This is a genomic window from Actinophytocola sp. (assembly GCF_049647105.1).
Lineage (GTDB): Bacteria > Actinomycetota > Actinomycetes > Mycobacteriales > Pseudonocardiaceae > Actinophytocola.
This window is the reverse complement of record NZ_JBARWZ010000299.1, coordinates 33,054-56,849: the sequence shown is the minus strand read 5'-3', so window position 1 is coordinate 56,849 and position 23,796 is coordinate 33,054. Positions and strand designations below refer to the sequence as shown.

Below are 23,796 nucleotides of genomic sequence, written 5' to 3'. Positions count from 1 at the left end.
GGCCACGGCGGCACCGTCGGCGAGTGCCGCGGCCTGGGCCGCGGCGTGGTCGCGGTAGCGGCCGGGCGGGGGCAGCTCCGCGCCCGCGTACAGGGCGGCCAGGTCGCGCAGGTAGATGCCGTGGGAGACCTCGTCGGACACGAGGTGCGGCAGCGGTGCGAGCAGGACGTGTGTGTACTCGTCGAGGGAAAGCAGCAACGCCCGGTGCGGTGCCGAGGCACCGACGTCGGCCGGGGTCGCCATGAGCGCGGCGGCCCGCGCCCCCGCCTCGGTCAGGTCGGAGATCGGTTCGACCGTCAGCTGTGCCCGCTCCGGCGGGCGGACCACCATCAGCGTGCTCGGCGAGAACACGAAGTGGGTGCGCAGCATCTCGTGCCTGGCGACCAGCGCGTCGAGTGCGGTGCGCAGTGCCGCGATGTCGACCGGCCCGGTGATCCGGGCGGCGACGAGGTCGACGTGCGGGGACAGCCCGTCCTTCGCCGCCGCGGCGGCGAGCATCTGCGACTGTGACGGCGCCGGGGTGGCCGGCACGCCGCCGAGGACGCGCAGCAGCCGGTCGCGCAGTTCCGCACGATCCTCGGCCGCGGTCACGACTTCCCCCGCCACGGCCGGGTCACGGCGTCGAGGCGCTGCGCCATCGTGTCGGTGAGCCGCACGCCGAGGCCCCGTGCGGCCTCCTCGGCCTGACGCCGGTCGTGCACACCGACGATGGGCACGGCGCCCTGGTGCCGCAACCACGCCAGCGCGACGCCCGCCGGAGTGGTCGCGAGCCGGTCGGCGTACCGGATCAGGAGCTGGATCACCGGATCCGCTTGGCGCAGCACCTGTTCGTTGAGCGGTCTGCGGCCGGGCATGACGTCACCCGCCCGGTAGCGCCCGGACAGCAGGCCCTGACCGAGGGCACTGTGCGCGAGCAGGACGATGCCCTCGGCCTGGCAGACGTCGGCGACCCCGTCGCGCTCGACGCGGCGGTCGCAGAGGTTGTACCTGGCCTGGTGCGTGCTCACCCGCTCGCCGTGCTCGGCCAGTTCGGCGACGGTCGCGCACAGGCCGGCCGCGGACAGGTTGGACGTGCCGATGGACTCGACGAGCCCGGCGCGACGGGCCGCGGCGAGGTACCCGGCCCAGCGGCGCAGGAGCGGGGCCGGTGGCTCGTGGTGGATCTGGTAGAGGTGGACACGGTCGGTGCGTAGCCTGCGACCGCTGCGTGCGACCGCGCGCAGGAACTGGCTTTTGGTCAGGCGCCACGGGTAGGGGAAGAACTTCGTCGAGACGACCGCGGTCCCGTCCGCGAACTCGCCGAGCAGCCGTTCGGCGTGCCCGCCGCTGTAGACCTCGGCGGTGTCATAGCACCGCACGCCGTGCGCGCCGAGCGCCTCGACCGCGGCGCGCAGGTCGGCGTCGCAGAACCGCGACCCGTACCCCCAGGTACGGCGGTTGCCCCACGACCAGCACCCGGCGACGAGCGGAACCGAGGACACCTCGGCGGTGAAAGTGGTCGTCTCCATCCGCTCAGCCATGACGCTCCCAGAAGGCCGGGTCGGGCTTGGGCAGTGCCGTGATCCTCGGTACCGCTGAGGTCGCCAGCACGACCAGGGACAGCGGCAGCGCGAGCAGGAAGACCACGAGTGCGGTACCAGGACCCCACGCGTTGCCCGCCGCGCCGCCGAGAAGCGCGCCGATCGGAACGGCACCGAGCACGAAGACCCAGCTGCCCGCCATCACCCGGCCAAGGAGGTGTTGCGGCGTGACCGACTGGCGGATGCTGAGCGACTGCACGCTGTAGGCGGCGATGGAGAAGCACCAGGCGACGAACACGGCGGTGCACAGCGCGACCGAGCCGAAGCCCGCGTCGCCGGGCAGGACCAGCGCGAACGGCAGGATCGTACCCGCGGCCTGCATGAGGGTCATGGCCCGGCCGATGCCGAGTGCCGACGCGAACCTCGACGACGCGAAGCTGCCCAGGATCGCGCCGACGCTGCCACAACCGAGCACCACCCCGATCTGGGTGACGGACATGCCAAGGTTGTTGGCGGCGTGCACGAGGAACACGGTGGTCGCGGCCGAGTCCAGGAGGTTGTACGTCGTCGCGGTGGCGATCGTGGCGCGCAGCACCGGGTGTGCCATGACCACACGAAGGCCCACCGTGATCTCGCGCAGCAGGTGACGCTCGGCCCGGTCGCGCACCGTCTCGACCACCCGGATGCTCATCAGGGTGATCGTGGCGACGAGGAAGCTGAGCGCGTCGATGACCAGCACCCACCCGAGGCCGACCCATCCGAGCATCACCCCGGCGATGCCAGGGCCCGCTGACTCGGCGATCGACTGGGCACCGAACAACCTGCCGTTGGCCCTGGCGAGGTCCCCGTCCTCCACGACCGAGGGGACCAGCGCGGGGTAGCCGACCTCACCGAACTGTGCGAGCACACCGAGCACCGCAACCCCGGCGACGAGCACGAACAGCCCGGCCTCACCGCTGAACGCGACGATGGCGAGCAGAGCGAGCACGGCCGCCTGCGCCGTGTTGACCGCGATGAGCACCGGCCTGCGCCGCAGTCGGTCGGTCCACACTCCGATGAGCGGCATCGCGACCATGACCGGCGCGAACGCGGCGGCGCGCAGCAGGCCGATCTGGCCGGAGGTGGCTTGCAGCGCACTGAGCGCGTACAACGGCAGCGCCAGCTTGGTGACCTCGCTGCCGACCTGGCTCACCAGCTGCCCGGACCAGAGCAGCCGCAGGTTGGTCACGGCACGCCGCGAATCAGCGGGGGCGGTCGTCATGTGCCTCCTAGCGGAAGTCCGGGGGGTGGCGGGCAGGCGACAGCCGACCCGCCACCGGCGAGTGCGCGGGGCGCCCCGGCTCACTCACGGGAGCTCGTCAGGTGACGAGCCCGGCTCACTCGTCCTCCTCCTCGAAGGCGGCGAGCACGGCCTCGGCCTCCTCACCATCGAGAATGGAGTCGTGGAACGTCTCGACTGGCATGTCTGATTCACCTCCCTCCGCTGTTTTTGGGCAGGCAACTACCGTGTGCCGATTTTCGACACACGGAGAACGTGGTTATCGGTCGAATTGCGACCCAGCCAATGGCCGCCCATCGGCTCCCATCTTGCGGATGTCAAAGCCGGACAACAACCCGAAAATTATGTGACGTGGATCACGTTGACTCTTTTCGCAGTCTGTCTATCCTCGGGTAATAGCTTTCGCGAAGGGTGCGGGCAGCGCGTTGACATGCGGTTACAGTCCCCCTTGCGCCGCCGCCGATTCCCGGCATGCGCCATACGCAACGCATGCCCGTCGCGCAAATCGCACCATTTCCCTCACAACAGGCGATTCAACACTTTCTTAATCGCAGTGCATGAGCATTTGACTAACACCGTTTTTACGCGAACCGGTTCCTGTTTCATACGATCAGCGGGTTGACACGTGAGACCAGGGAATCAACGCACATCGCCACCGAATCCGGGCAGGACAATCTGCTCCGCCCGGAGCAACCGGCTCCGCCATCAGGTGCAGCGATCATCGGGCGATACGCCGCACGAATGGGCCAACGTCAGCCCGGAGAACGAATCCGGGACGGCGTGCCGCGCTGCCCCACAGCGGTCACACTTCGACATGGCACGCCTCATCGGCACCGTCGTGACTCAGGGATCTTGACCGCCAATCTCTGATCCCGCACGCGGGCGACGCGTCGCCCGCCACCCCCGAAACCGTCACGCTCGCTCGCATCGGTTACATGCCGACGGAACCCTCCTCGGCCCACACGCAACTACCCTCACGGAACACCAACTCGATGCCCTGCTCGCCGCCACCGACCTGCCCACACACCACGAGCAACTACCGCAGAGGCGATCGCGCGTACAGACCGGCAGCCACCCGGTACTGCGCCGCCAGCGACGTGCGGCCCGCTACAGCACCAACGCTGGTCCTGACCGATTCGTTCGCGACTACAGAGAGTTACACGAGGCCAGTCCTGTCACCAGCCAGTGATCCAGGGTGCAGGCTCGGCGTTCCAGCCCCCCAACCTGGGCGATCGGTTCGCTATCTGCGATCCAGTCGCGTGACAGTACTTGTCACGGCAGAATCTCAGACCGCGACGAAGGCTCCTACCGCTGTGGTCCGTGCGTTCGTTCCCGCCGCCGAGGGCGAACCACAACCTCCGTTCATCATTCGAGAGACAACAACTGGAGCACGATCACCGCGTCTTCGGAGACTGGTCCCCGGCATCACCATCGTTGTCGGTCGGGGGTATTTTGCTAAAAGAAATCAGCTTCTGTGGGTCTACATGTCAGACCGCCGCGACCTGGAAACACAGCTCGGCATGGATCTAATCCATTACCACGAGACTCACGGCAACTACGTGTTGCTCCAATATAAGAGGATGCGCGCAGAGAACGGTGAAGAATGGGCCTATCGTCCGGATGAGCAGGCCGTCAAGCAACTAGCGCATGAAAGAGGTCGACGATGAATGCGATACCTAAATGACACCACGTTCACTGACCTCCTCAAGGACGGCTGGATCGGCACCAGTGGTGTAGCGAGTGATTACGTCAGACAACGAATAGAAGAGATCGAGAACACCGACCGCGCGCTTGTCGTGGCAGTACGCCGGGCGGGCTGAACGGCATTCCTCGCAAGGTCATCGCCGCCGAGGTGGTGGCAGTCGACAGGACGCACCGGGTGCCCCGGTTCGACTCAGCAACCCGGCGGTGGCCATTCGCCCCAATACGTCCCGTGCTCGGCTGTGGTCAGGCCGTAGTCTTCGGCCAACGTGTCCCGAACCATCAAGCAGGTCGACGTGATCGGTTTCGTGGTACGTACACCCGGGAACCATCACGTACAGCGACACGGCCGACACCAGGCAGCAAAACCCTTACACGTCAAGAACTTCATACAGAATCTCGCCAACCGGATCACTGCACTGTCCCGATCAGACGCACCACGACCCGGCGGACGGCCCACTACCCGACCGCCGCATGGTGGGTAGACAGGTTGCTCGCCCCGCACATTCCATGCGCAGGTCATGCATTCCCTCGCGGTCGACGACACCGCATCGGGGTGAGGATCAGGTTCCCTCGCACCGCGTGGTCCTCATTTGTGCCTGTAAACTGCCGTTGACAGTCGCAATCGCGGTCGACCATGCTGCACGACGCCCACCAGTACCGATGGGTCCATGACCAGGATGAAGGCCCTCGTCACCGAATGCGCAGAACACTGACACTGTCCGTGCCGTACTGTCGTTGGCCGTCGGCTCGACGATCGTTTTCGCGCAGGTCTACACGTAACGAAGGCCTCCGTTCCACCGACTTGGCCTACGGCGTCAAGCGGGAGAAGTTCGCGAAACGGCCGCTCGACACGACCTGCGTGCGTAAGGTTTCAGCGGCAGGAAGTTCGCGGTGCTGAGCATTCCAACTCGTGTTCTGCCTCAGGACATCAAACGCGACGATCCACCCTGCCCTCTGTCCCTGGTAAGAGCGAGGTTCCACCGTGGTTGCACCGACTGAGGTAACGGACGGTCTGACGGCCGGGCAGCCATCGGTACTGCGTGAGTTCGACGACCGGGTGCGGGAAAACCCGCAGGCACCCGCCGTTCTCACCGCCACCGACTCGTTCAGCTACACGCACCTCAACGCCACCGCGGACGCGCTCGCCGGCCGGCTGGCCGCCATGGGCGCCGCGCGAGGCCGCATCGTCGCCGTGGTCGCCGACCTCTCCGCCACGCTCGTCGCCGGGGAACTGGCGGCGCTGAAGCTGGGTTGTTCCTTCCTGCCGATCCTGCCGACCGACCCGATCCCGCGCACCAGCGCGACACTGGCCGAAGCGGACGTCGTCGCCGTGGTCGCGGACCGGCACCTTGACCTGCCCCGCGTACTCGTGCCGGACCTCACCGAACGGCCGGCGAACGGCTTCACCCACGACGCCCATCCGGAGCAGATCGCGTACGTCATCTACACCTCGGGGTCGTCCGGGCGGCCGAAAGGTGTGCAGGTTCCGCACCGCGGGCTGAGCAATACGACGACGTGGTCCGCGCGCGCGTGGCGGCATGGACCGGGCGACCGGGTCGCGTTGTTCGCGAGCCCCGCGTTCGACTACAGCATTCTGGAGATCTGGCGGACCCTGGCCAGCGGTGGTGCGCTGGTCGTCCCAGGCCAGGACGACCGTGGCTCCATGACCGCGTTACGGGACTGGCTGATCCGCCGGAGTGTCACCCACTGCGCCGTGCCCACGGCGGTCGGCGAGGCTCTGGTCAAGCTGGACTGGCCCGCGGTCACCCCGGTTCGCGTGCTGCGCACCGGCGGTGACCGGCTGACCACGTTCACCCCGCCCGGGCTGCCGTTCCGGTTCGTCAACGAGTACGGACCCGCCGAGTGCAGCATCATGTCCACGTTCGCCGAGGTGCCTGCCGCGGACTCCGGTGACCGGTTGCCGTCGATCGGCTCCGCTGTGGACGGTACCGAGGTGCTCGTGCTCGACGAGCACCTCGACCCGGTGGAGGAAGGCGAGATCTACCTCGGCGGCCCCGGACTCGCCAGAGGGTACCTCGGCAGGCCGGGCCTGACCGCGCAACGGTTCGTGCCGGATCCGCGTGGCGGCGGCGCCCGGCTCTACCGGACCGGCGACCGGGCCGAGCTGCGCGAGGACGGACACCTCGGCTTCCTCGGCCGCGTCGACAACCAGGTGAAGATCCGCGGGTTCCGGATCGAGCTGGGCGAGATCGAGACCGTGCTCAACGGTCACCCGCAGGTGCGCAAGGCGGCTGTGCTGGTCCGCGACGATCAGCCTGGGGACAAGGAGCTGGTCGGATACGTCGCGCTCGAGCCGGGCGCCGAGCCGGACCTCGCCGCCTACCTGCGCGCCGCGTTGCCCGAGTACATGGTGCCTGCCCGCTATGTGGTGCTGGACGAGCTGCCGGTGACCGTGAACGGCAAGGTGGATCGCAAGGCACTGCCCGCGCCGCCGAGGACCGGCGACGACGTGACCGCTGCCAGTACCCCCACCGAACACGCGCTGATTCGATTATGGTGCGCGGAGCTGGGGGAAGGCATCCTCGGCGTGCACGATGACTTCGTCGCGCTCGGCGGCCAGTCGCTGATGGCGATGCGCATCGCGACCCGGATCGAGCAGGAGCTGGGCAAGCCCGTCCGCGCGCACCACATCCTGAGCAGTCGGACCGTTGCCGCTCTGGCCGAGGTCGTCGACGGTCTGCCTCGCACCACTGTCACCGCTACCCCGGTCGCGGACGACCAGGTCGTGTCCTCCGCACAGCTTCGACTCTGGTTCACCGAACAACTGCAACCGGGCACGGCACGCAACACCGAGGCGATGGTCTTCGGGCTCACCGGGCCACTGGACCGTGCCACGCTGGCGGCGGTGGTGCGCGAGATCGTGCGCCGCCACGTTCCGTTGCGCACCGGATTCACCACCCGCGATGGTCGCCCGGTGCCGCTCGTCGTCGACGACGTGCACCCCGACCTTCCCTACGTCGACCTGCTCGCCGCGCCATCGACCGCGCGGGACGAGATGATCACGTCGTTCGCCGGCACCACGTTCGACCTCGGCCTGCCGCCCTTGATCAAGTTCGGCTTGCTGCGGTTGGCAGAGGACAGGCACGAGTTGCTGTGCGCCGTGCACCACATCGCTTTCGACGGATGGTCCGCGCGGGTGGTGGTGCACGAGCTCGCGGAGCTGTACGGAGCGTTCGCGGCCGGGCGCCCGTCGCCGCTGCCGCCGGTCGACGTGTCCTACCAGGACATCGCACGCCGCTACGCCGGGCGCGCGGAGACAACGCTGCACGAGGGTCTCGCCTACTGGCAGCGGCTTCTCGAGCCACCACCCTCGGCGCAGACGTTGCCGGTGGACCGGCCTCGACCGGTCGAACGCGGCAACACCGGCGCCCGTATGGACCGCGTAGTGCCCGCTGACCTGTGGGAGGCCATCGAACGGCTCAGCCGCGCACGGGGCGCGACGAACTTCATGGTGCTCTTCACCGTGTTCCAGGCGGTCCTGCGGCGCTACACCGGCCAGGACGACCTGGTGACGGCGATTGCCTCGGCCGGCCGGGAAGACCCGGATTCGGCTCCGCTGGTGGGCTTTTTCGTGAACACCCTGCCGATTCGCACCGACCTGTCCGCCGATCCGTCGTTCGACGAGTTACTCGGCCGGGTCCGGGACGTGCTGCTCGCGGCGACCCGGCACAGCGAGGTGCCGTTGGAGCGCATCGTCGAACGCGTCGGCGCCGACCGTGACCTGAGCACGCACCCGTTGTTCCAGACCATGTTCGTCGTGCAGGACACGGTGACGCCGGTGACGGCGGGCGAGCTGACGGTCAGCCTCGGCCCAGGAGCCGACAACGGCATGGCCAAGCTCGACCTGCTGATGAACGTCAACTTCCCCTACGGCAGGCCGACGTTGACCGCCGAGTACGCCACGGAGTTGTTCGACCCGGCCACGGCAGAACGGATCCTCGCGCACTACGAGGCCGCGTTGCGCGCGGTGACCGAAGACCCCGGTGTGCGGCTGTCGCAGCTCCCCCTCGGTCACGACGAGCTCGGTTTCCTTGTCCCGCAACCGGTCGAGTGCCTGCACACGCTCGTGGCGCGGCAGGTGACGAGCACCCCGGATGCCGTCGCGGTGGAATGCGACGGGGTCAGGCTCACCTACGCCGAGCTGGACCGGCGGGCGAACGCCGTCGCGCACCGGCTGACCGGCCTTGGCGTCGGACCCGACGTGCCGGTCGCCATCCATGTCCAGCGCACCCTCGATCTGGTCGCCGGTATCCTCGGTGTGCTCAAGGCGGGTGGCGCCTACCTGCCGTTGAGCACCACGGACCCGCACGCGCGACAGTCGATGATCCTGGCCGACGGGCACGCGACCGTGCTGCTGACCGACGGCTCGCACCACGACGGGATCACCCCGGCACTGTCCCATGTGGTCCACATGGACGATGTGCCAGCCGGCGTGGACCGGCCGCCGTCGGTCGCCGTGGACGCCGAGAACCTGGCCTGCCTGCTGTACACCTCGGGCTCCACCGGCAAGCCAAAGGGCTGCGCGATGCCGCACCGAGCGCTGGTGAACCTGCTGAACTGGCAGGCCACCGACGGCGGACTTGGCGCACCCGCGCGGGTTCTGCAGTTCACCCCCCTGACCTTCGACGTGTCCATTCAGGAGATCTTCTGCACGCTCGCGGCCGGTGGCACGGTGGTGATGGTCGACGACCAGGTGCGCCGGGATCCGGTGACGTTGCTGGACTTCCTGTGCTCGGCTCGGATCGAGCGGTTGTTCCAGCCGTTCGTCGCACTCAACGAACTCGCCGTGACCAGCACGCGCACCGCGAAGGTGCCGACCGACTTGCGGGACGTGATCACCGCGGGCGAGCAGCTGCAGGTCAACGACCACCTCGTCGCGATGTTCCGTGCCATGCCGGAGGCCAGGCTGCACAACCATTACGGCCCCACCGAGACGCATGTCGTGGTCGCACACACCCTGACGGAGGATCCGGCCGCCTGGCCGCCGCTGCCGCCGATCGGCACCCCCGTGGCCGGCGTGCGCGTGAAGGTCCTCGACGCCAACGGCGCTGTCGTGCCGACCGGGGTCGTCGGCGAACTCTGCGTCGGCGGACACGCGGTCTCCCGAGGGTATCTGCGCCGCCCGGGCCAGACGGCGCAGCGGTTCGTGCCCGATATCGACGGGGAACGGCTCTACCGCACCGGCGATCTCGCGCGCTGCGACGCCGACGGCGTGCTCTGGTTCGTCGGCCGCGCCGACGACCAGGTCAAGATCCGCGGCCATCGTGTCGAACTCGGTGAGATCGAGGTGGCGTTGACCGAGCACCCGGCAGTCGAGGCGGCGGCCGCGGTGTACGACCGGGAGACGGGCAGGCTGACCGGCTACGTGCTCGCCGAGGAGTCGGCCGGGTTGGTCGCGTCGGTACGGGAACTGCTGACCGAGCGGCTACCCGCGTACATGGTGCCGTCGGTGATCATGCCGGTGACCACCCTTCCGCGTGGCGCAACGGGGAAGCTCGACCGAGGGAGCCTCCCCGCTCCCGTCGTGGCGACCACGGCGACGCCACCGAGGACCGCACTGGAGGCGGTCGCGGTCGCCGCGTTCGCCGAAGCGCTGGACCTCGACGCGGTCGGCGTCGACGACGACTTCTTCGACCTCGGCGGGCATTCCCTGGTCGCCACCAGGCTCGTGGCGATGCTCGAGGAGGCACTCGGCGTCGCGGTGCCGGTGCGAGCACTGTTCACCCACCACACCCCGGGTGAGCTGGCGGCGTGGTTGCGCGGGAAACACGGGACCACTGTGGAGACGGCGGCGGCGGCACTGGTCGGCGCGAGCGCGGGAGAACTGGCATGAGTGTGGAAGACGGCGTCACCCCGATCAACCTGTCCGCGTTACGCAGGACGCTGGTGTCGAAAACCCCTGCGGCCAACCGGATCCCGCGGCGTGGTGGCACCGGCCCCGCGCCGATGTCGTTCGCGCAGCAGCGGATGTGGTACCTGGAGCAGCAGTCGCCCGGGTCCACGCGGTACCTGCTGCCGCTGGTGTACCGGCTCCGAGGCCCGCTCGACGTCGACGCGTTGCGGCGTGCGCTGACCACGCTCGCCGCCCGGCACGACAGCCTGCGCACCATCTACACCGGCGACGACGGTGGCGACGACGCGGGCAGACAGATCGTCGCCGAGCCAGGCGACGTGCCGTTGCCGGTCGACCAGGTGCGTCCGGAGGAGCTGTCCGCGCGGCTCGCCGAGGAACTGGCCCGCCCGATGGACCTGACCACCGCCCCGCCGATGCGGGCGAGGTTGTTCCGGCTCGACCCGGTGGACCACGTGCTCGCGATGAGCGTGCACCACATCGCCACGGACGCGCGGTCGATGGACATCCTGATCACCGAGCTGGGCGCCATCTACCGCGGCGACCGGGTGCTCGCCGCGCCCGCGCTGCGGTACGCGGATTTCGCGGTGTGGCAACGGGAACGGTTCGCGGGCCCCGAGCGGGACCGGCAGCTGGCGTACTGGCGCGAGACCCTCGACGGTGTGCCGACCGTGCTCGACCTGCCGACCACCCGGGTGCGCCCGGCGACCCAGTCCGACGCGGGCGCCATCCTGTCGGTTGACCTGCCGATCCCCGATGGGCTCGCGGACCTGTGCAAGCGGCACACGGCGAGCAGGGCGATGGTGTTGTTCGCCGCGTTCCAGGTGGTGCTCGGCCGCTACACCGGCCGGACCGATCTGCTCACCGGCATCCCGATCGCCAACCGGCAACGGCAGGAGACCACGGGACTGGTCGGGCTTTTCCTGAACACGCTGGCCATCCGGACCTCCCTTGCCGGCGGGCCGGACTTCGGCACCGTCGTGGACCGGGTGCGCGAGGCGATGCTGGGTGCCTTCGAGCACCAGGACCTGCCGTTCGAGCACGTCGTCGAGGCGGTCCGGCCGCGGCGTCAGCCGGGCAGGAGCCCGTTGGTCCAGGTGCGCTTCGCCTATGAGGAGGGCGAAGCGCCACTGCCCGACTTCGGCGACGTCGCGGCCGAGACGGTGGCCACCGAGGACCACACCACGAAGGCCGACCTCACCCTCATCATCCGTGGTGGGCAGACGTGGTGGCAGTACAGCACCGACCTGTTCGACGAGGCGACGATCCGCGGGCTGGCAGGGCACTTCGGCACGCTCCTGTGCGCCGCGGTCGCCGGGCCGGACCGGCCGGTGCACACACTCCCGATGGTCGCCGACGACGAGGTGACGCCCGGCATCGGCGCACCGGAGCCGCCGGACTCGCCGTCGCTGACCGAGTTGTTCGCGGCCGCGGTGGCCCGGGTGCCGGACGAGGTCGCGGTGACCGAGGGCGACCGCGCGCTGACCTACGCGGAACTGGCCGTCGCGACCGACGAGTGGGCGAGGGCGATCCGTGCCAGGGGCGTCGGCCGGGGCGATGTGGTCGCCCTGTGCCTCGACCGCGGGATCGACCAGGTGGTCGCGATGCTCGCGGTGGCCCGCACCGGCGCGGCGTACCTGCCGTTGGACCCGGCCCATCCCGCCGAACGGCTGCGCTGGGTCGGAGAGGACTGCGCGCCCGCGCTGGTTCTGGCGGGTCAGCGCGCCACTTCCGTCTTCGCGGGCGCGGTCGTCGATGTCGACGACCCTGGCTGGCCCGGTGCCGCCGAACCGTTCGAGCCGCCCGTCACCGGCCCTGAGGACCTGGTGTACGTGATCTACACGTCCGGGTCGACCGGCAAGCCGAAAGGTGTGCTGGTCACCCAGCGCGGCGTCGCCAACTACATCGGCTGGGCGCGGGGCAACTACCCGCTCGACGGCGGCTCGCCGGTGCACTCGTCGGCGGCGTTCGACATCACGGTGACGAGCCTGCTGGTGCCGTTGCTCGCCGGGCACGGGGTGCACCTGCTGCCCGATGGCCGGGACGGCACGGCGGCGCTCGGTGAGCTGCTGGCGCAGCGGCGGGAACCGTACGGCCTGATGAAGATCACGCCCGCGCACCTGGACCTGCTCGCCGGACAGCTGGACCCGGCGCGGGCGGCCGGACGGGTACGGGCGATCGTGGTCGGCGGCGAACAGCTGACCGCCGAGCGACTGCGGTTCTGGCGTGCACACGCACCGGAAACGAAGCTGTACAACCACTACGGCCCAACGGAAACCGTCGTCGGCTGCGCCGGTTACACGGTGCCCGCCGACTTCCCGGACGCGGGGCCGGTGCCGATCGGCAGGCCGATCACCGGTGCACGGCTGTACGTGCTGGACGGTGCGTTGCAGCCGTTGCCCGCCGGGGTGCCGGGAGAGTTGTACGTCGGTGGCGCGGGCGTGGCCCGGGGTTACCTGAACCGGCCGGGCCTGACCGCACAGCGGTTCGTGCCCGACCCGTTCGCCGGTGACGGGCGGCGCATGTACGCGACCGGGGACCTGGTGCGCAGGCGACCGGACGGGACGCTGGAGTACCTGGGCCGCATCGACCGTCAGGTCAAGCTGAACGGGTACCGGATCGAACTCGGCGAGATCGAGCACGCGCTGACCGCGCAGCCGTCGGTGACCGCGACCGTGGTGCGGGTCCGCGAGGACGAACCCGGCGATCGCCGTCTGGTCGCGTACGTCGTGTCGTCCGGCTCGGAAACCGTGCTGCGGGAGGCACTTGCCTCGACACTGCCCATGTACATGGTGCCCGCGAACTTCGTGTTCCTCGACGCGCTGCCGCTGACCGCGAACGGCAAGGTCGACTACCATGGCCTGCCGACGCCGGAGGAACGGGTGTCCGCGACTCCCCCGGCTGGCCGGGTCGCGGAGATGATCACCCGGATCTGGCGCGAGTTGCTCGGTCACGGCAACTTCGGTCCGCACGACAACTTCTTCGACGTCGGTGGGCATTCGTTGCTGTTGTTGAAGATGCACCGGTTGCTGAAGGCGGAGTTCGGCGACCGGCTGAGCGTGACGAACCTGTTCCAGTACACGACGGTCGGCGCGCTGGCCGGGTTCCTTGACGAGCCGGCGCCCCCGCCCGCGGCCGGTCTCACCGAGGTGATCTCGCGGATCTGGTGTCAGCTGCTCGGCCGGGATCAGGTCGGCCCGCACGACAACTTCTTCGACGTCGGCGGGCATTCGTTGCTGCTGTTGAAGATGCACCGGCTCCTCAAGGAGGAGGTCGGCGACCGGTTCACGGTCACCGACCTGTTCCGGTACACGACGGTCAGCGCGCTGGCCGCCTTCCTCGGCGAGCCGGCACCCGCCCCGAAAACCGCGCAGGTAGCGACACCGCCGGCCACGGTCGGCACCGGCGACATCGCCATCATCGGGATGGCCTGCCGCTTCCCCGGCGCCACCAACCCGGACGAGTTCTGGGACAACATCGCCGGTGGCACCGACCTGGTCCGCCGGTTCGGCATCGACGAGATGATCGCCGACGGCGCCGACCCTGCCGCGGTCACCGACCCGGACTACGTCGCAGCGGGCACCGTGCTCGACGGGATCGACCGGTTCGACGCCGCCTTCTTCGGGATGAGCCCGCGCGAGGCCGAGATCCTCGACCCGCAACACCGGTTCTTCCTCGAATGCTGTTGGGAGGCACTGGAAACCGCTGCCTACGCGCCGGAACAGAGCGGTCGCAAGGTCGGGGTGTTCGCGGGCGTGAGCCGCAGCGTCTACCTGACCGAGAACATCGCCTCCGCGCCGGAGATCGCCCGCGCGGTCGGTGACTACCAGCTGCAACTGGCCACCGACAAGGACTTCCTGCCGATCCGGGTGTCCTACAAGCTCAACCTGCGTGGCCCGAGCATCAACGTCAACACCGCGTGCTCCACCGGTCTGGTCGCGGTGCACATGGCCCGCCGCGCCCTGATCGCGGGCGAGTGCGAGGTCGCCATCGCGGGCGGGGCCAGCATCGACCCGCAGCAGCGCCGCGGCTACCGGTACGACCCTGGTGGTGTCGTGTCGCCGGACGGTCACTGCCGGCCCTTCGACGCCGACGCGCGCGGCACCATCGGCTCCAGCGGCGTCGGGGCGGTCGTGCTGAAGCGGCTGGCCGACGCCCTTCGTGACGGTGACCCCATCCGTGCGGTCATCCGTGGCTCCGCGGTGAACAACGACGGCGCCGCCCGTGCCGGGTTCAGCGCACCCGGCGTCGAAGGTCAGGTCGAGGTGATCGGCGACGCGCTGGCCGACGCCGGGGTCCCGGCCCGCTCGATCGGGTACGTCGAGGCCCACGGCACCGGTACCGCGCTCGGCGACCCCATCGAGGTCAGCGCACTGACCCAGGCATACCGGACAAGCACCGAGGACACGGAGTTCTGTGTGCTCGGCTCGGTCAAGGGCAGCATCGGGCACACCAACGCCGCCGCGGGCATCGCCGGGTTGATCAAGACCGTCCTCGCCATCGAGCACCGGGTGCTCCCGCCCAGCGTCAACCTGGTGACGCCCAACCCGGCCGCCGACTTCGCGGCAAGCCCGTTCCGGTTCACCACCGCGCCCGTGCCGTGGGTCGCGGACGGGCCGCTGCGGGCCGGGGTCAGCGCCTTCGGCATGGGTGGCACCAACGCCCACGTGATCGTCGAGCAGGCGCCGAGGACAGAGCCGCGACAGCGGTCCGGCCGACCGCAACTGCTTGTGCTGTCCGCCAAGACGACGAGCGCGCTGGACGCGATGTCGGCCAGGCTGGCCGACCATCTCGCGACGACGTCGACCGACCTCGCGGACGTCGCCGCGACGCTGCGGCAAGGCCGGACCCGCCTGCCATGGCGCCGGTTCGTCACCGGCGGCCGTGAGTCCGCGGTGGACGCCCTGCGCGGGCTCGACGACGCCCGCACCGGCGCCGACCGGGACGTCGCGTTCGTGTTCCCCGGTCAGGGCGCGCAGTACCGCGGCATGGGCGCCGGGCTGTACCGCGAACCCGGCGAGTTCCGGGACGTCGTGGACACCTGCGCCACGACCCTGCGACCACTGCTCGGCGTCGACCTTCGCGACGCCATCCACTCCGACGGCCGGCCCGTCGACGAACACAGTCTCGACCTCGACGAGACCTGGCTGACCCAGCCCGCGTTGTTCGTCACCGAGTACGCGCTGGCCCGCGAACTGATCGCGCGCGGCGTGACCCCGGTGGCCTACGCCGGGCACAGCATCGGCGAGTACGTCGCGGCGTGCCTGGCGGGGGTGTTCTCGCTGGAGGACGCCCTGCGCCTGGTCACGGCCCGCGGCAGGCTGATGCAGGATCTGCCTGGCGGAGCGATGCTCGCGGTCGCGCTGCCCGAGCGCGACGTCGTCGACCTGCTCGGTCCGGACGTGTCGCTGGCGGCGGTGAACGGTCCGTCGGCGTGCGTGCTCGCCGGCCCGCGCGCCGCACTGGACACCGTCGCGCGGCGACTGAAGGACCGCGACACGGCCTGCCGGTGGCTGCGTACCTCGCACGCGTTCCACTCGGCAATGGTCGAACCGGCGGCGGCGGGCCTGCTGGCCGAGGCACGCCGGGTGACCTGGCACGCACCTCGGCGGCCGTACCTGTCCAACACCACGGGCACGTGGATCACAGAACAACAGGCCACCGACCCGCACTACTGGGCGGCACACCTACGTGAACCGGTCCGCTTCGCCGACTGCGCGACCGAACTCGTGCGGGCCGGGCTGATCGCGGCCGAGGTCGGCCCCGGCACCACGCTGAGCAAGCTGATCCGGCGCGGCGGCGGCGACGCGGTGCCGACGATGCGCGCGAACGCCACCGAGACCGACGACACCACCACGTTGCTGTCGGGCATCGGCGGGCTCTGGGTGGCAGGCGCGACCGTCGACTGGGCCGCGTTCGGCGCTGGCGCACCAGGGCGGCGCGTACCGCTGCCGACCTACCCGTTCGAGCGCGAGCGGTTCTGGATCGCGGCGGGCGCGTCCCGTTCGGCCAGCACCCTGGATGCCGGAGTGCCGGTGACGCGCGGGACCGGGCTGACCGATGACGAGTCGCGCATCGCCGCCGTCTGGACGGAACTGCTCGGCGTCCGGGACGTCAAGCCGACGGCCGGCTTCTTCGAGCTGGGTGGCGATTCGCTGCTCGCCACCCAGTTGGTGGCCCGGCTGCGGGCCCGGTTCGGCATGACCGTGCCGCTCGAGGCGGTGTTCGAGCACCCGACCCTGCGCGGTATGACCGCGGCGGCGACACAGGACCACCCGGCGGCCGCACCCGCGCAGGCGCGACGTACGGGCCCCCTGCCGGCGACGCCGGTGCAGCGGCGGATGTGGTTCCTCGACCAGGCACACGGGCAGCCGGCCGCCTACACCGTGCTGAACGCCATGGACGTGCGCGGCGACCTCGACGTGACCGCACTGCACAACGCGTTGCGTGACGTCGTGCAACGGCACGAGGCACTGCGCACGGTGTTCCCCGCGCCCGACGGCGAACCACTGCAGGTGATCCGCGAGGAGATGCCGGTCGACCTGGCCGTCACAGAGGTCCCCGAGGCACGGATCGACGACGTGCTGCGGGCGGGTGCGCGCGAACCGTTCGACCTCACCGAGGGGCCACTGTTCCGGTTCAGCCTGCTGCGGGTGGCCGACGGGCACCACGTACTCGCGTTGTGCCTGCACCACATCGTGTGCGACAGCTGGTCGTTCTCGGTGCTGCACGCCGATCTCGGCGCGCTGTACGACGCCTACCGCGCCGGTCGGCCGTCGCCGCTGACGACCCCGCCGGTGCAGTACGCCGACTGCGCGGAGTCCGACTACCTGGTGTCCGATCTGGACTACTGGCGCAAGCAGCTGACCGGTGCGCCATCGGCTCTCGACCTGCCGGCGACCGGCGCCCGGCCGCCGGTGCAGACCTTCGACGGCGCCATCGTCACCCGCGTGCTGGACCCGGAACTGACGGGCAGGCTCCGCACGCTCGCGAGCGGCCACGGCGCCACCATGTACATGACCGTGCTCACCGCGCTCCAGACGGTGCTCTACCGGTACACCGGCGAGACCGACATCTGCGTCGGCTCCCCCGTGGCCGGGCGCACCCGGGACGAGCAGGCACGCGCGATCGGCTGCTTCCTGAACACGCTCGTGCTGCGCAACCAGGTCGACGGCTCCGCGACGTTCACCGACCACCTGGCCGCGGTGCGGGCCACCGCACTCGGCGCGTTCGCCCACCAGGCGGCGCCGTTCCAGCGGATCGTCGAGGAACTCGACCCCCGCAAGGACCCCAGCCGCAACCCACTGTTCCAGGTGCTGTTCAACCTGCTCAACACTCCTGGCGATGGGCTGGCGCTCACCGGGGCGTCGACCACGCACCGGACCGTGCACCTCGGGGTGTCGCAGCTGGACCTGAGCCTGATCGTCGTCGACACCCACGGCGGGTTGGAGTGCCGTCTGGAGTACAACACCGACCTGTTCGCCGCCCCGACCGCGGCCAGGATGCTCGGCCACCTGGAGCGGGTGCTGACGGCCGTCACCGACGACCCGGCGAGCACGCTCGACGACATCGACCTGCTCACCGAGGCCGAGTCGCGGCCGGTGGCGAGCGCCGAGGAGCACTCGCCACCGGACCTCCCGATCCACGAACTGGTGCGGCGCCAGGCGCTCGCGACCCCGGACCAGGTCGCGGTGACCTGCGAATCGACGTCGTTGACCTACCGCGAGCTCGACGACCGCGCCGAACGCGTCGCCGCGTCGCTTTCCGCCGTGGGCGTCGGGCCGGAGTCACTGGTCGCGGTCGCGCTGGAGCGATCGGTGGCGTTGCCGGTCGCGTTGCTCGCCGTGCTCAAGGCCGGTGCCGCGTACCTGCCGCTGGACGTGGACTACCCCGCCGAGCGGCAACGGCACGTACTGGCCGACTCCGGCACCGCCGTGCTGTTGACCGAGCGGAAGGTGGCCGCGAAGTACCGCGAGTTCGACGTGCGGGTCCTGCTCACCGATGACGAGCACACCGCACCGGCGGCCGAACCGCCCACCGTGGGCGGTGACGACCTCGCGTACGTGATCTACACGTCTGGCTCGACCGGTGTGCCGAAGGGCGTACGGGTCCAGCACGGGTCGGTCGTCAACTTCCTGCACGGCATGCGTGACAGGTTGGGCATCGGCCCTTCCGACTCGCTGGTCGCGGTGACCACGGTCGCGTTCGACATCTCCGTGCTGGAACTGTTCCTGCCGCTGATCTGCGGCGCGCGGGTCGTGCTGGCCACTCGCGAGGTCGCCCACGACCCGGCGGACCTGGCGGCGTTACTGGTCGCGGAGCACGCGACCGTGTTGCAGGCGACGCCGGCGACCTGGCAGTTGCTGGTGTCCGACGGCTGGGCGGGGCTGGCCTGCCTCACCGCCGTGTGCGGCGGTGAGGCGTTGCCTGCCGCGCTCGCACGGCAGCTTGTCCCGTTGGTGGGCAGGCTGTACAACCTCTACGGCCCGACCGAGGCGACGATCTGGGCGACCATGGCCGAGATCGGCCATGGTGCCGACCCGATCACCATCGGCAGGCCCCTGTCCGGGGTGACCGCGGCGGTGCTCGACAAGCGGCTGCGCCCGGTACCGGTCGGCGTGCCGGGCGAGCTGTACCTGGGTGGCGCCTGCCTCGCGCGGGACTACCTCGGCAGGCCGGCCGAGACGGCGAGGAAGTTCGTGCCGGATCCGTCCGGCGCCCCTGGCAGCCGTCGTTACCGCACCGGTGACCTCGCCCGGTTCCGCGATGACGGCAGCCTGGAGTTCCTGGGGCGCGACGACAACCAGGTGAAGGTGCGTGGCCACCGGATCGAGCTCGGCGAGATCGAGTCAAGGCTCGCCGGGCACGCGGCAGTCGGCCAGGCGGTCGTGGTGGTGCGTGGCGATGGCGCGGACAAGGCGATCGTCGCGTACGTGACACCGGCACCCGGCGCGGACGAACCGGAGACCGGGCAGTGGCGTGCGCACCTGCGCGCCGGCCTGCCCGACTACATGCTGCCATCGGCCTTCGTCACGCTGCCGTCCTTCCCGTTGACCCCCAACGGAAAGGTGGACCGCAAGGCGCTGCCGGCACCACCGAGGCCGACGGCGGAGCCGTCCGGCGCCGGGCCGAGGGACGCCTTCGAGACGATGCTCGTGCGACGCTGGTCGGAGCTGCTCGGCGTGCCGTCGATCGGGATCGACGACGACTTCTTCGAACTCGGTGGCGACTCCTTCAAGGCGCTGCGCGCGGTGCGTGATCTCGGCGTGCCCGCGACGGTGATGGACCTGTTCACCAACCCGACGGTCCGTGCGTTCAGCGCGCACGTCGGCGGCGCCACGCCGAGGGCACGAGGCGTGCTGCACGAGCTCACCAGCCCGCGGCAGGCCGAGCTGTCGATCGTCGCCGTGCCGCTGGCGGCCGGCGGCGCGTTGAACTACAAGGAACTCGCGACGGCGCTGCCGAAACGCCTCTCGCTGTTCGCGATCGAGCCCCCCGGCCACGACCTGAGCAACCAGACCGAGGCGGTCATTCCCTTCGACGACCTGGTCGAGCGGGTGGTCGACGAGGTGAAAACCAAGGTCACCGGGCCCATGGCGCTCTACGGCCACTGCATGGGCGGCGCCATGACCATGGCGATCGCCCGGCGACTCGAGGACGAGGGCGTCGACCTGGTGCGCGTGTACATCGGCGGGCACTTCCCGGCGCCGAGGATGCCGGGCAAGGTCCACCAGTTCCTGCGCAAGCTCATGCCGATGCAGAAGTTCATGTCCAAGCGGCGGGCGATGGAGTTCCTGCGGGCGACGGGGTTGTTCACCGAGGTACTCGACCAGCAGGACCAGGACTTCCTGATGCGCGTGTTCGCCGAGGACACCCAGGCGGGCGAGGACTTCTACACCGACGCGTTCCACGGCGGCGGCTTCCGCAAGCTGAACGCGCCGATCGTGGTCGTGGTCGGCGACGGCGACCGGGCCACCGAGCTGTACCAGGAACGCACGTCGGAATGGACGCACTTCTCGGATTCGGTGTCCCTGCATGTGATCCCGAACGCCGGGCACTACTTCCACCAGCACCAGGCCGGCCAGCTCGCGGCGCTGATCGACGAAGGTCCTGGCGCCCCGGTCGGGCCGCCGCCACCGGCGGACATGCGGGCTTTCCTGCTCGTGGCGCTCGGCCAGTTCGCGTCGCTCATCGGGTCCGGGCTGACCACCTTCGCGCTCGGCGTGTGGGTATACCAGCAGACCGGGTCGGTGTCGCTCTTCGCGCTGGTGAGCGTCATGGCGTTGCTGCCTGCGGTGGCGCTGGCCCCGATCACCGGGGCCGTGGCCGACCGGTTCGACCGGCGCAAGATCATGATCGCGGCCGACTGCCTTTCCGCGGTGACCTCGCTGTCCCTGGTCGGTCTGTTGTGGACGGACACGTTGCGGAACTGGCAGATCTATCCGCTGGTCGCGCTGGGCGCGGTGGCCGTGGCGTTCCAGCAACCGGCGTACCGGGCCGCGGTCAGCCAGCTGGTGCCGAAGCGGTACTACGGCAAGGCGAACGGCCTCGCCCAGCTGGGTGGCGCGACCGGGAACGTGCTCGCGCCGATGCTCGGTGGCGCGCTCGCGGTCGGCATCGGGCTGACCGGGATCGTCGTCATCGACCTGCTGACCTTCGGCTTCGCAATGGTCACGCTGGTCATGGTCCGGTTCCCGAACCGGATGTTCCGCAAGCGGGACGAGCCGTTCGGCAAGGAGGTCACCGGCGGCTGGCGTTACCTGCTGGCAAGGCCGGGCCTGCTCGGCATCATCGTGTTCACCTCGGTGCTGAACTTCATGTTCGCCATCGTCAACGTGGTGGCCACCCCGCTGGTGCTGGAACTCGGGTCGGTGCCCATGCTCGGCCTGGTCATGTCGGCGGGCGGCGTCGGCCTGGTGGCAGGCAGTGTGGTGATGAGCGTGTGGGGCGGCTTCCGGCGGCGCACCACGGGCATTCTCGGCTGCTTCGGTCTGATCGGCGGGTCGATGGTCGTACTCGGGCTCGCCCCGCACCCGGTGTTCCCCGCCCTTGGCCTCTTCGGCATGGGGTTCGGCACCGCGGTGCTCAACGTCCACTGGGCGGCCATCGTGCAGACGAAGGTCGGCATCGACCTGCAGGGCCGGGTGTTCGCGGCGAACATGATGATCAGCTGGCTGATGGTCCCGGTCGGCTTCGTGCTTGCCGGGCCACTGATCTCCGGGGTTTTCGAGCCACTCGCGCAGGCCTCGGGGCTCCCGGGCCGGGGCATGGCGTGGCTCGTGATGACCGCCGGCGTGCTTGCCGGGCTGACCGGTGTCGCCGCGTGGCGCAACCGCCGGGTGCGGTTGCTGGAGGACGAACTACCGGACGCGATCCCCGATCCGGTGGTGCTCAAGGACAAGGACCTGATCCAACAAAGGGTGACAGCATGAATTCTGACCGGTTCACCGTGGTGATCAACCACGAGGAGCAGTACTCGATCTGGCCCGACGGCCGGGAACTGCCGGGCGGCTGGCGGGCAGCGGGCATGACCGGCACCGAACAGGAGTGCGTGGACTACATCGACGAGGTGTGGACGGACATGCGCCCGCTGAGCCTGCGCAAGCACCAGGACGCGTCATGAGCTGGGCTCCGTTGGTGATCACGCCGGACTCGGTGGAACAGCAGGCGACCGAGGCGGGCCTGCTGGCGGCGGTGGCCGAGACGGACGTGATCGACAAGCTGATCCTCGAGCACAAGGCGCTGGTGTGCCGCGGGTTCGGGCTCGGCGCCGATCGGCTGGACGAGGTGATCGACCGACTGTTGTCCACGCGGCTGGCCTACGTGCACGGCAACTCACCGCGTACGAAGGTCGGGAGCAACCTGTACACCTCGACCGAGTACCCGGCCGAGTTCACCATCTCGATGCACAACGAACTGTCCTACTCGCACGCCTGGCCGGCACGGCTTCTGTTCTACTGCCAGCAGGCCGCACCGGCCGGTGGGGCGACCCCCGTGGTCGACGCGGCGGCATGGCTGGCGTCGCTGGACCCTGAGGTACGCGACGCGTACCGGGGCGGCGTGCGATACATGCAGAACATGCACGGCGGGCGCGGGTTCGGCAAGAGCTGGCAGGACACCTTCGAAACCGGCGACCGGACCACCGTCGAGGCGTTCCTGACCGACGCCGGCGCGTCGTGGGAATGGAAGGCCGACGGCGGACTGCGCGTGATCCAGGTCCGGCCGTCGACCACCACGCACCCGGTGACCGGCGACGAGGTCTGGTTCAACCAGTCCGACCAGTGGCACCCGGCCGCGCTGGACGACGAGGTGGGCATCGCCCTGCGCGACGCGCTACCCGAGGACGAACTTCCGCAGTCGGTGACGTTCGCCGACGGCGCCCCGATCCCGGCCGAGTACGTGACGCAGGTCCGCGACCGAGGCCTGGCACTCGCGGTGGACGTCGACTGGCAGGAGGGCGACCTGCTTGTGATCGACAACGTGCTGGTCGCACACGGCCGCCGCCCGTTCACCGGCCCTCGGCGGGTGCTGGTAGCGATGTCGGCATGACGGCGGCCACATTCGACCTCAGCCGGGTACACGGGGTGAACCCGCACGAGACAAAGTTCCTGTACGAGGAGATCTTCGGCGCGCGGGCGTACCTGCGTGGTGGCCTGTCGATCCCGCCGGGCGCCGTGGTGGTGGATGCCGGCGCGAACATCGGCATGTTCACGTTGTTCGCGCACGCCGAAGCGCCGGACGCGACCGTGCTGGCGTTCGAGCCGTTACTACCGCTGGCAGAGAAGCTGCGGCAGAACATCGCCGAGTTCGGCGTGCCTGCCGAGGTCTTCTCGTGTGGCCTGTCCGATGCCGAGCGTGACGTCTCGTTCACTTACTATCCGGGCTACACCACGATGTCGACACTGAGCGCCTACGCGGACCCGGACGGGGACAAGGAAGCCGTCCGCCGCCAGGTCCGGTCGCAGCCAGGGATCGACCCGGACATGGTGGAACACCTGGACGAGATCCTGGCCTTTCGGCTCCGGCCGGTCACCCATCCTGGCCGGTTACGCAGGCTGTCATCGGTCATCGACGAGCGTGGGATCGACCGTGTGGACCTGCTCAAGATCGACGTCCAGCGCGCCGAACTGGACGTGCTACGCGGCATCGACGAAAGGCACTGGGGACTGGTGAGGCAGGTAGCCATGGAGGTGCACGACGCACCAGGCACGGAAACCGCCGGCCACCTCGACGAAGCAATGGAGACCCTGACACGACACGGTTTCCGGGTCAGCACGCACGATGCCCTGTCCGACCGGTACACCGTGTCCGCGCACCGATGAAGACCGGGAGGCAGAGAAAACACGGCGGGCGCCGCGGTCTCGACCGGGCAACCACACAACAGACCACACCGGGTCGGGGCGCCGACGTCGACGGCGGGT

General features: G+C 69.8%; 8 protein-coding genes. 5 read left to right on the top strand and 3 right to left on the bottom strand.

Annotated features, from left to right (window positions below; translation table 11 throughout):
• The 3 genes from WBA97_RS36820 to WBA97_RS36810 form a co-directional block, all read right to left on the bottom strand.
• Positions 1-591: condensation domain-containing protein (locus WBA97_RS36820; RefSeq protein ID WP_424235649.1), on the bottom strand; the 591-nt coding region annotated here is incomplete at its 3' end.
• Positions 588-1,520, bottom strand: coding sequence for an aldo/keto reductase (locus WBA97_RS36815; RefSeq protein WP_424235648.1), 933 nt, complete (start codon positions 1,518-1,520; stop codon positions 588-590). The genes WBA97_RS36815 and WBA97_RS36820, both read right to left, overlap by 4 nt.
• Entirely contained in the window at positions 1,513-2,781 is a 1,269-nt protein-coding gene (locus tag WBA97_RS36810) for an MFS transporter (protein ID WP_424235647.1), read from the bottom strand. Before WBA97_RS36810 ends, WBA97_RS36815 begins: the two co-directional genes overlap by 8 nt.
• 2,704 nt (positions 2,782-5,485) lie before the next feature.
• On the opposite strand from WBA97_RS36810, the gene WBA97_RS36805 reads away from it, so the two are divergent.
• From WBA97_RS36805 to WBA97_RS36785, 5 genes are read left to right on the top strand one after another with little or no spacing between them, the layout of a single operon-like run.
• A complete protein-coding gene (locus WBA97_RS36805; RefSeq protein WP_424235646.1) occupies positions 5,486-10,357 on the top strand; it encodes an amino acid adenylation domain-containing protein in 4,872 nt (1,623 codons plus the stop codon).
• A complete protein-coding gene (locus WBA97_RS36800; RefSeq protein ID WP_424235645.1) occupies positions 10,354-21,807 on the top strand; it encodes an amino acid adenylation domain-containing protein in 11,454 nt (3,817 codons plus the stop codon). The genes WBA97_RS36805 and WBA97_RS36800 overlap by 4 nt, the downstream gene beginning before the upstream one ends.
• Positions 21,804-21,998: an MbtH family protein gene (locus tag WBA97_RS36795; RefSeq protein WP_424235644.1), complete on the top strand. Its 195-nt coding sequence runs from the start codon at positions 21,804-21,806 to the stop codon at positions 21,996-21,998. Before WBA97_RS36800 ends, WBA97_RS36795 begins: the two co-directional genes overlap by 4 nt.
• Positions 21,995-22,924: a TauD/TfdA family dioxygenase gene (locus WBA97_RS36790; protein ID WP_424235643.1), complete on the top strand. Its 930-nt coding sequence runs from the start codon at positions 21,995-21,997 to the stop codon at positions 22,922-22,924. The genes WBA97_RS36795 and WBA97_RS36790 overlap by 4 nt, the downstream gene beginning before the upstream one ends.
• Positions 22,921-23,697 carry an FkbM family methyltransferase gene (locus tag WBA97_RS36785; RefSeq protein WP_424235642.1) on the top strand — a complete coding sequence of 259 codons (777 nt, stop codon included), beginning with the start codon at positions 22,921-22,923 and terminating at the stop codon, positions 23,695-23,697. The genes WBA97_RS36790 and WBA97_RS36785 overlap by 4 nt, the downstream gene beginning before the upstream one ends.
• Positions 23,698-23,796: the final 99 nt, after the last annotated feature.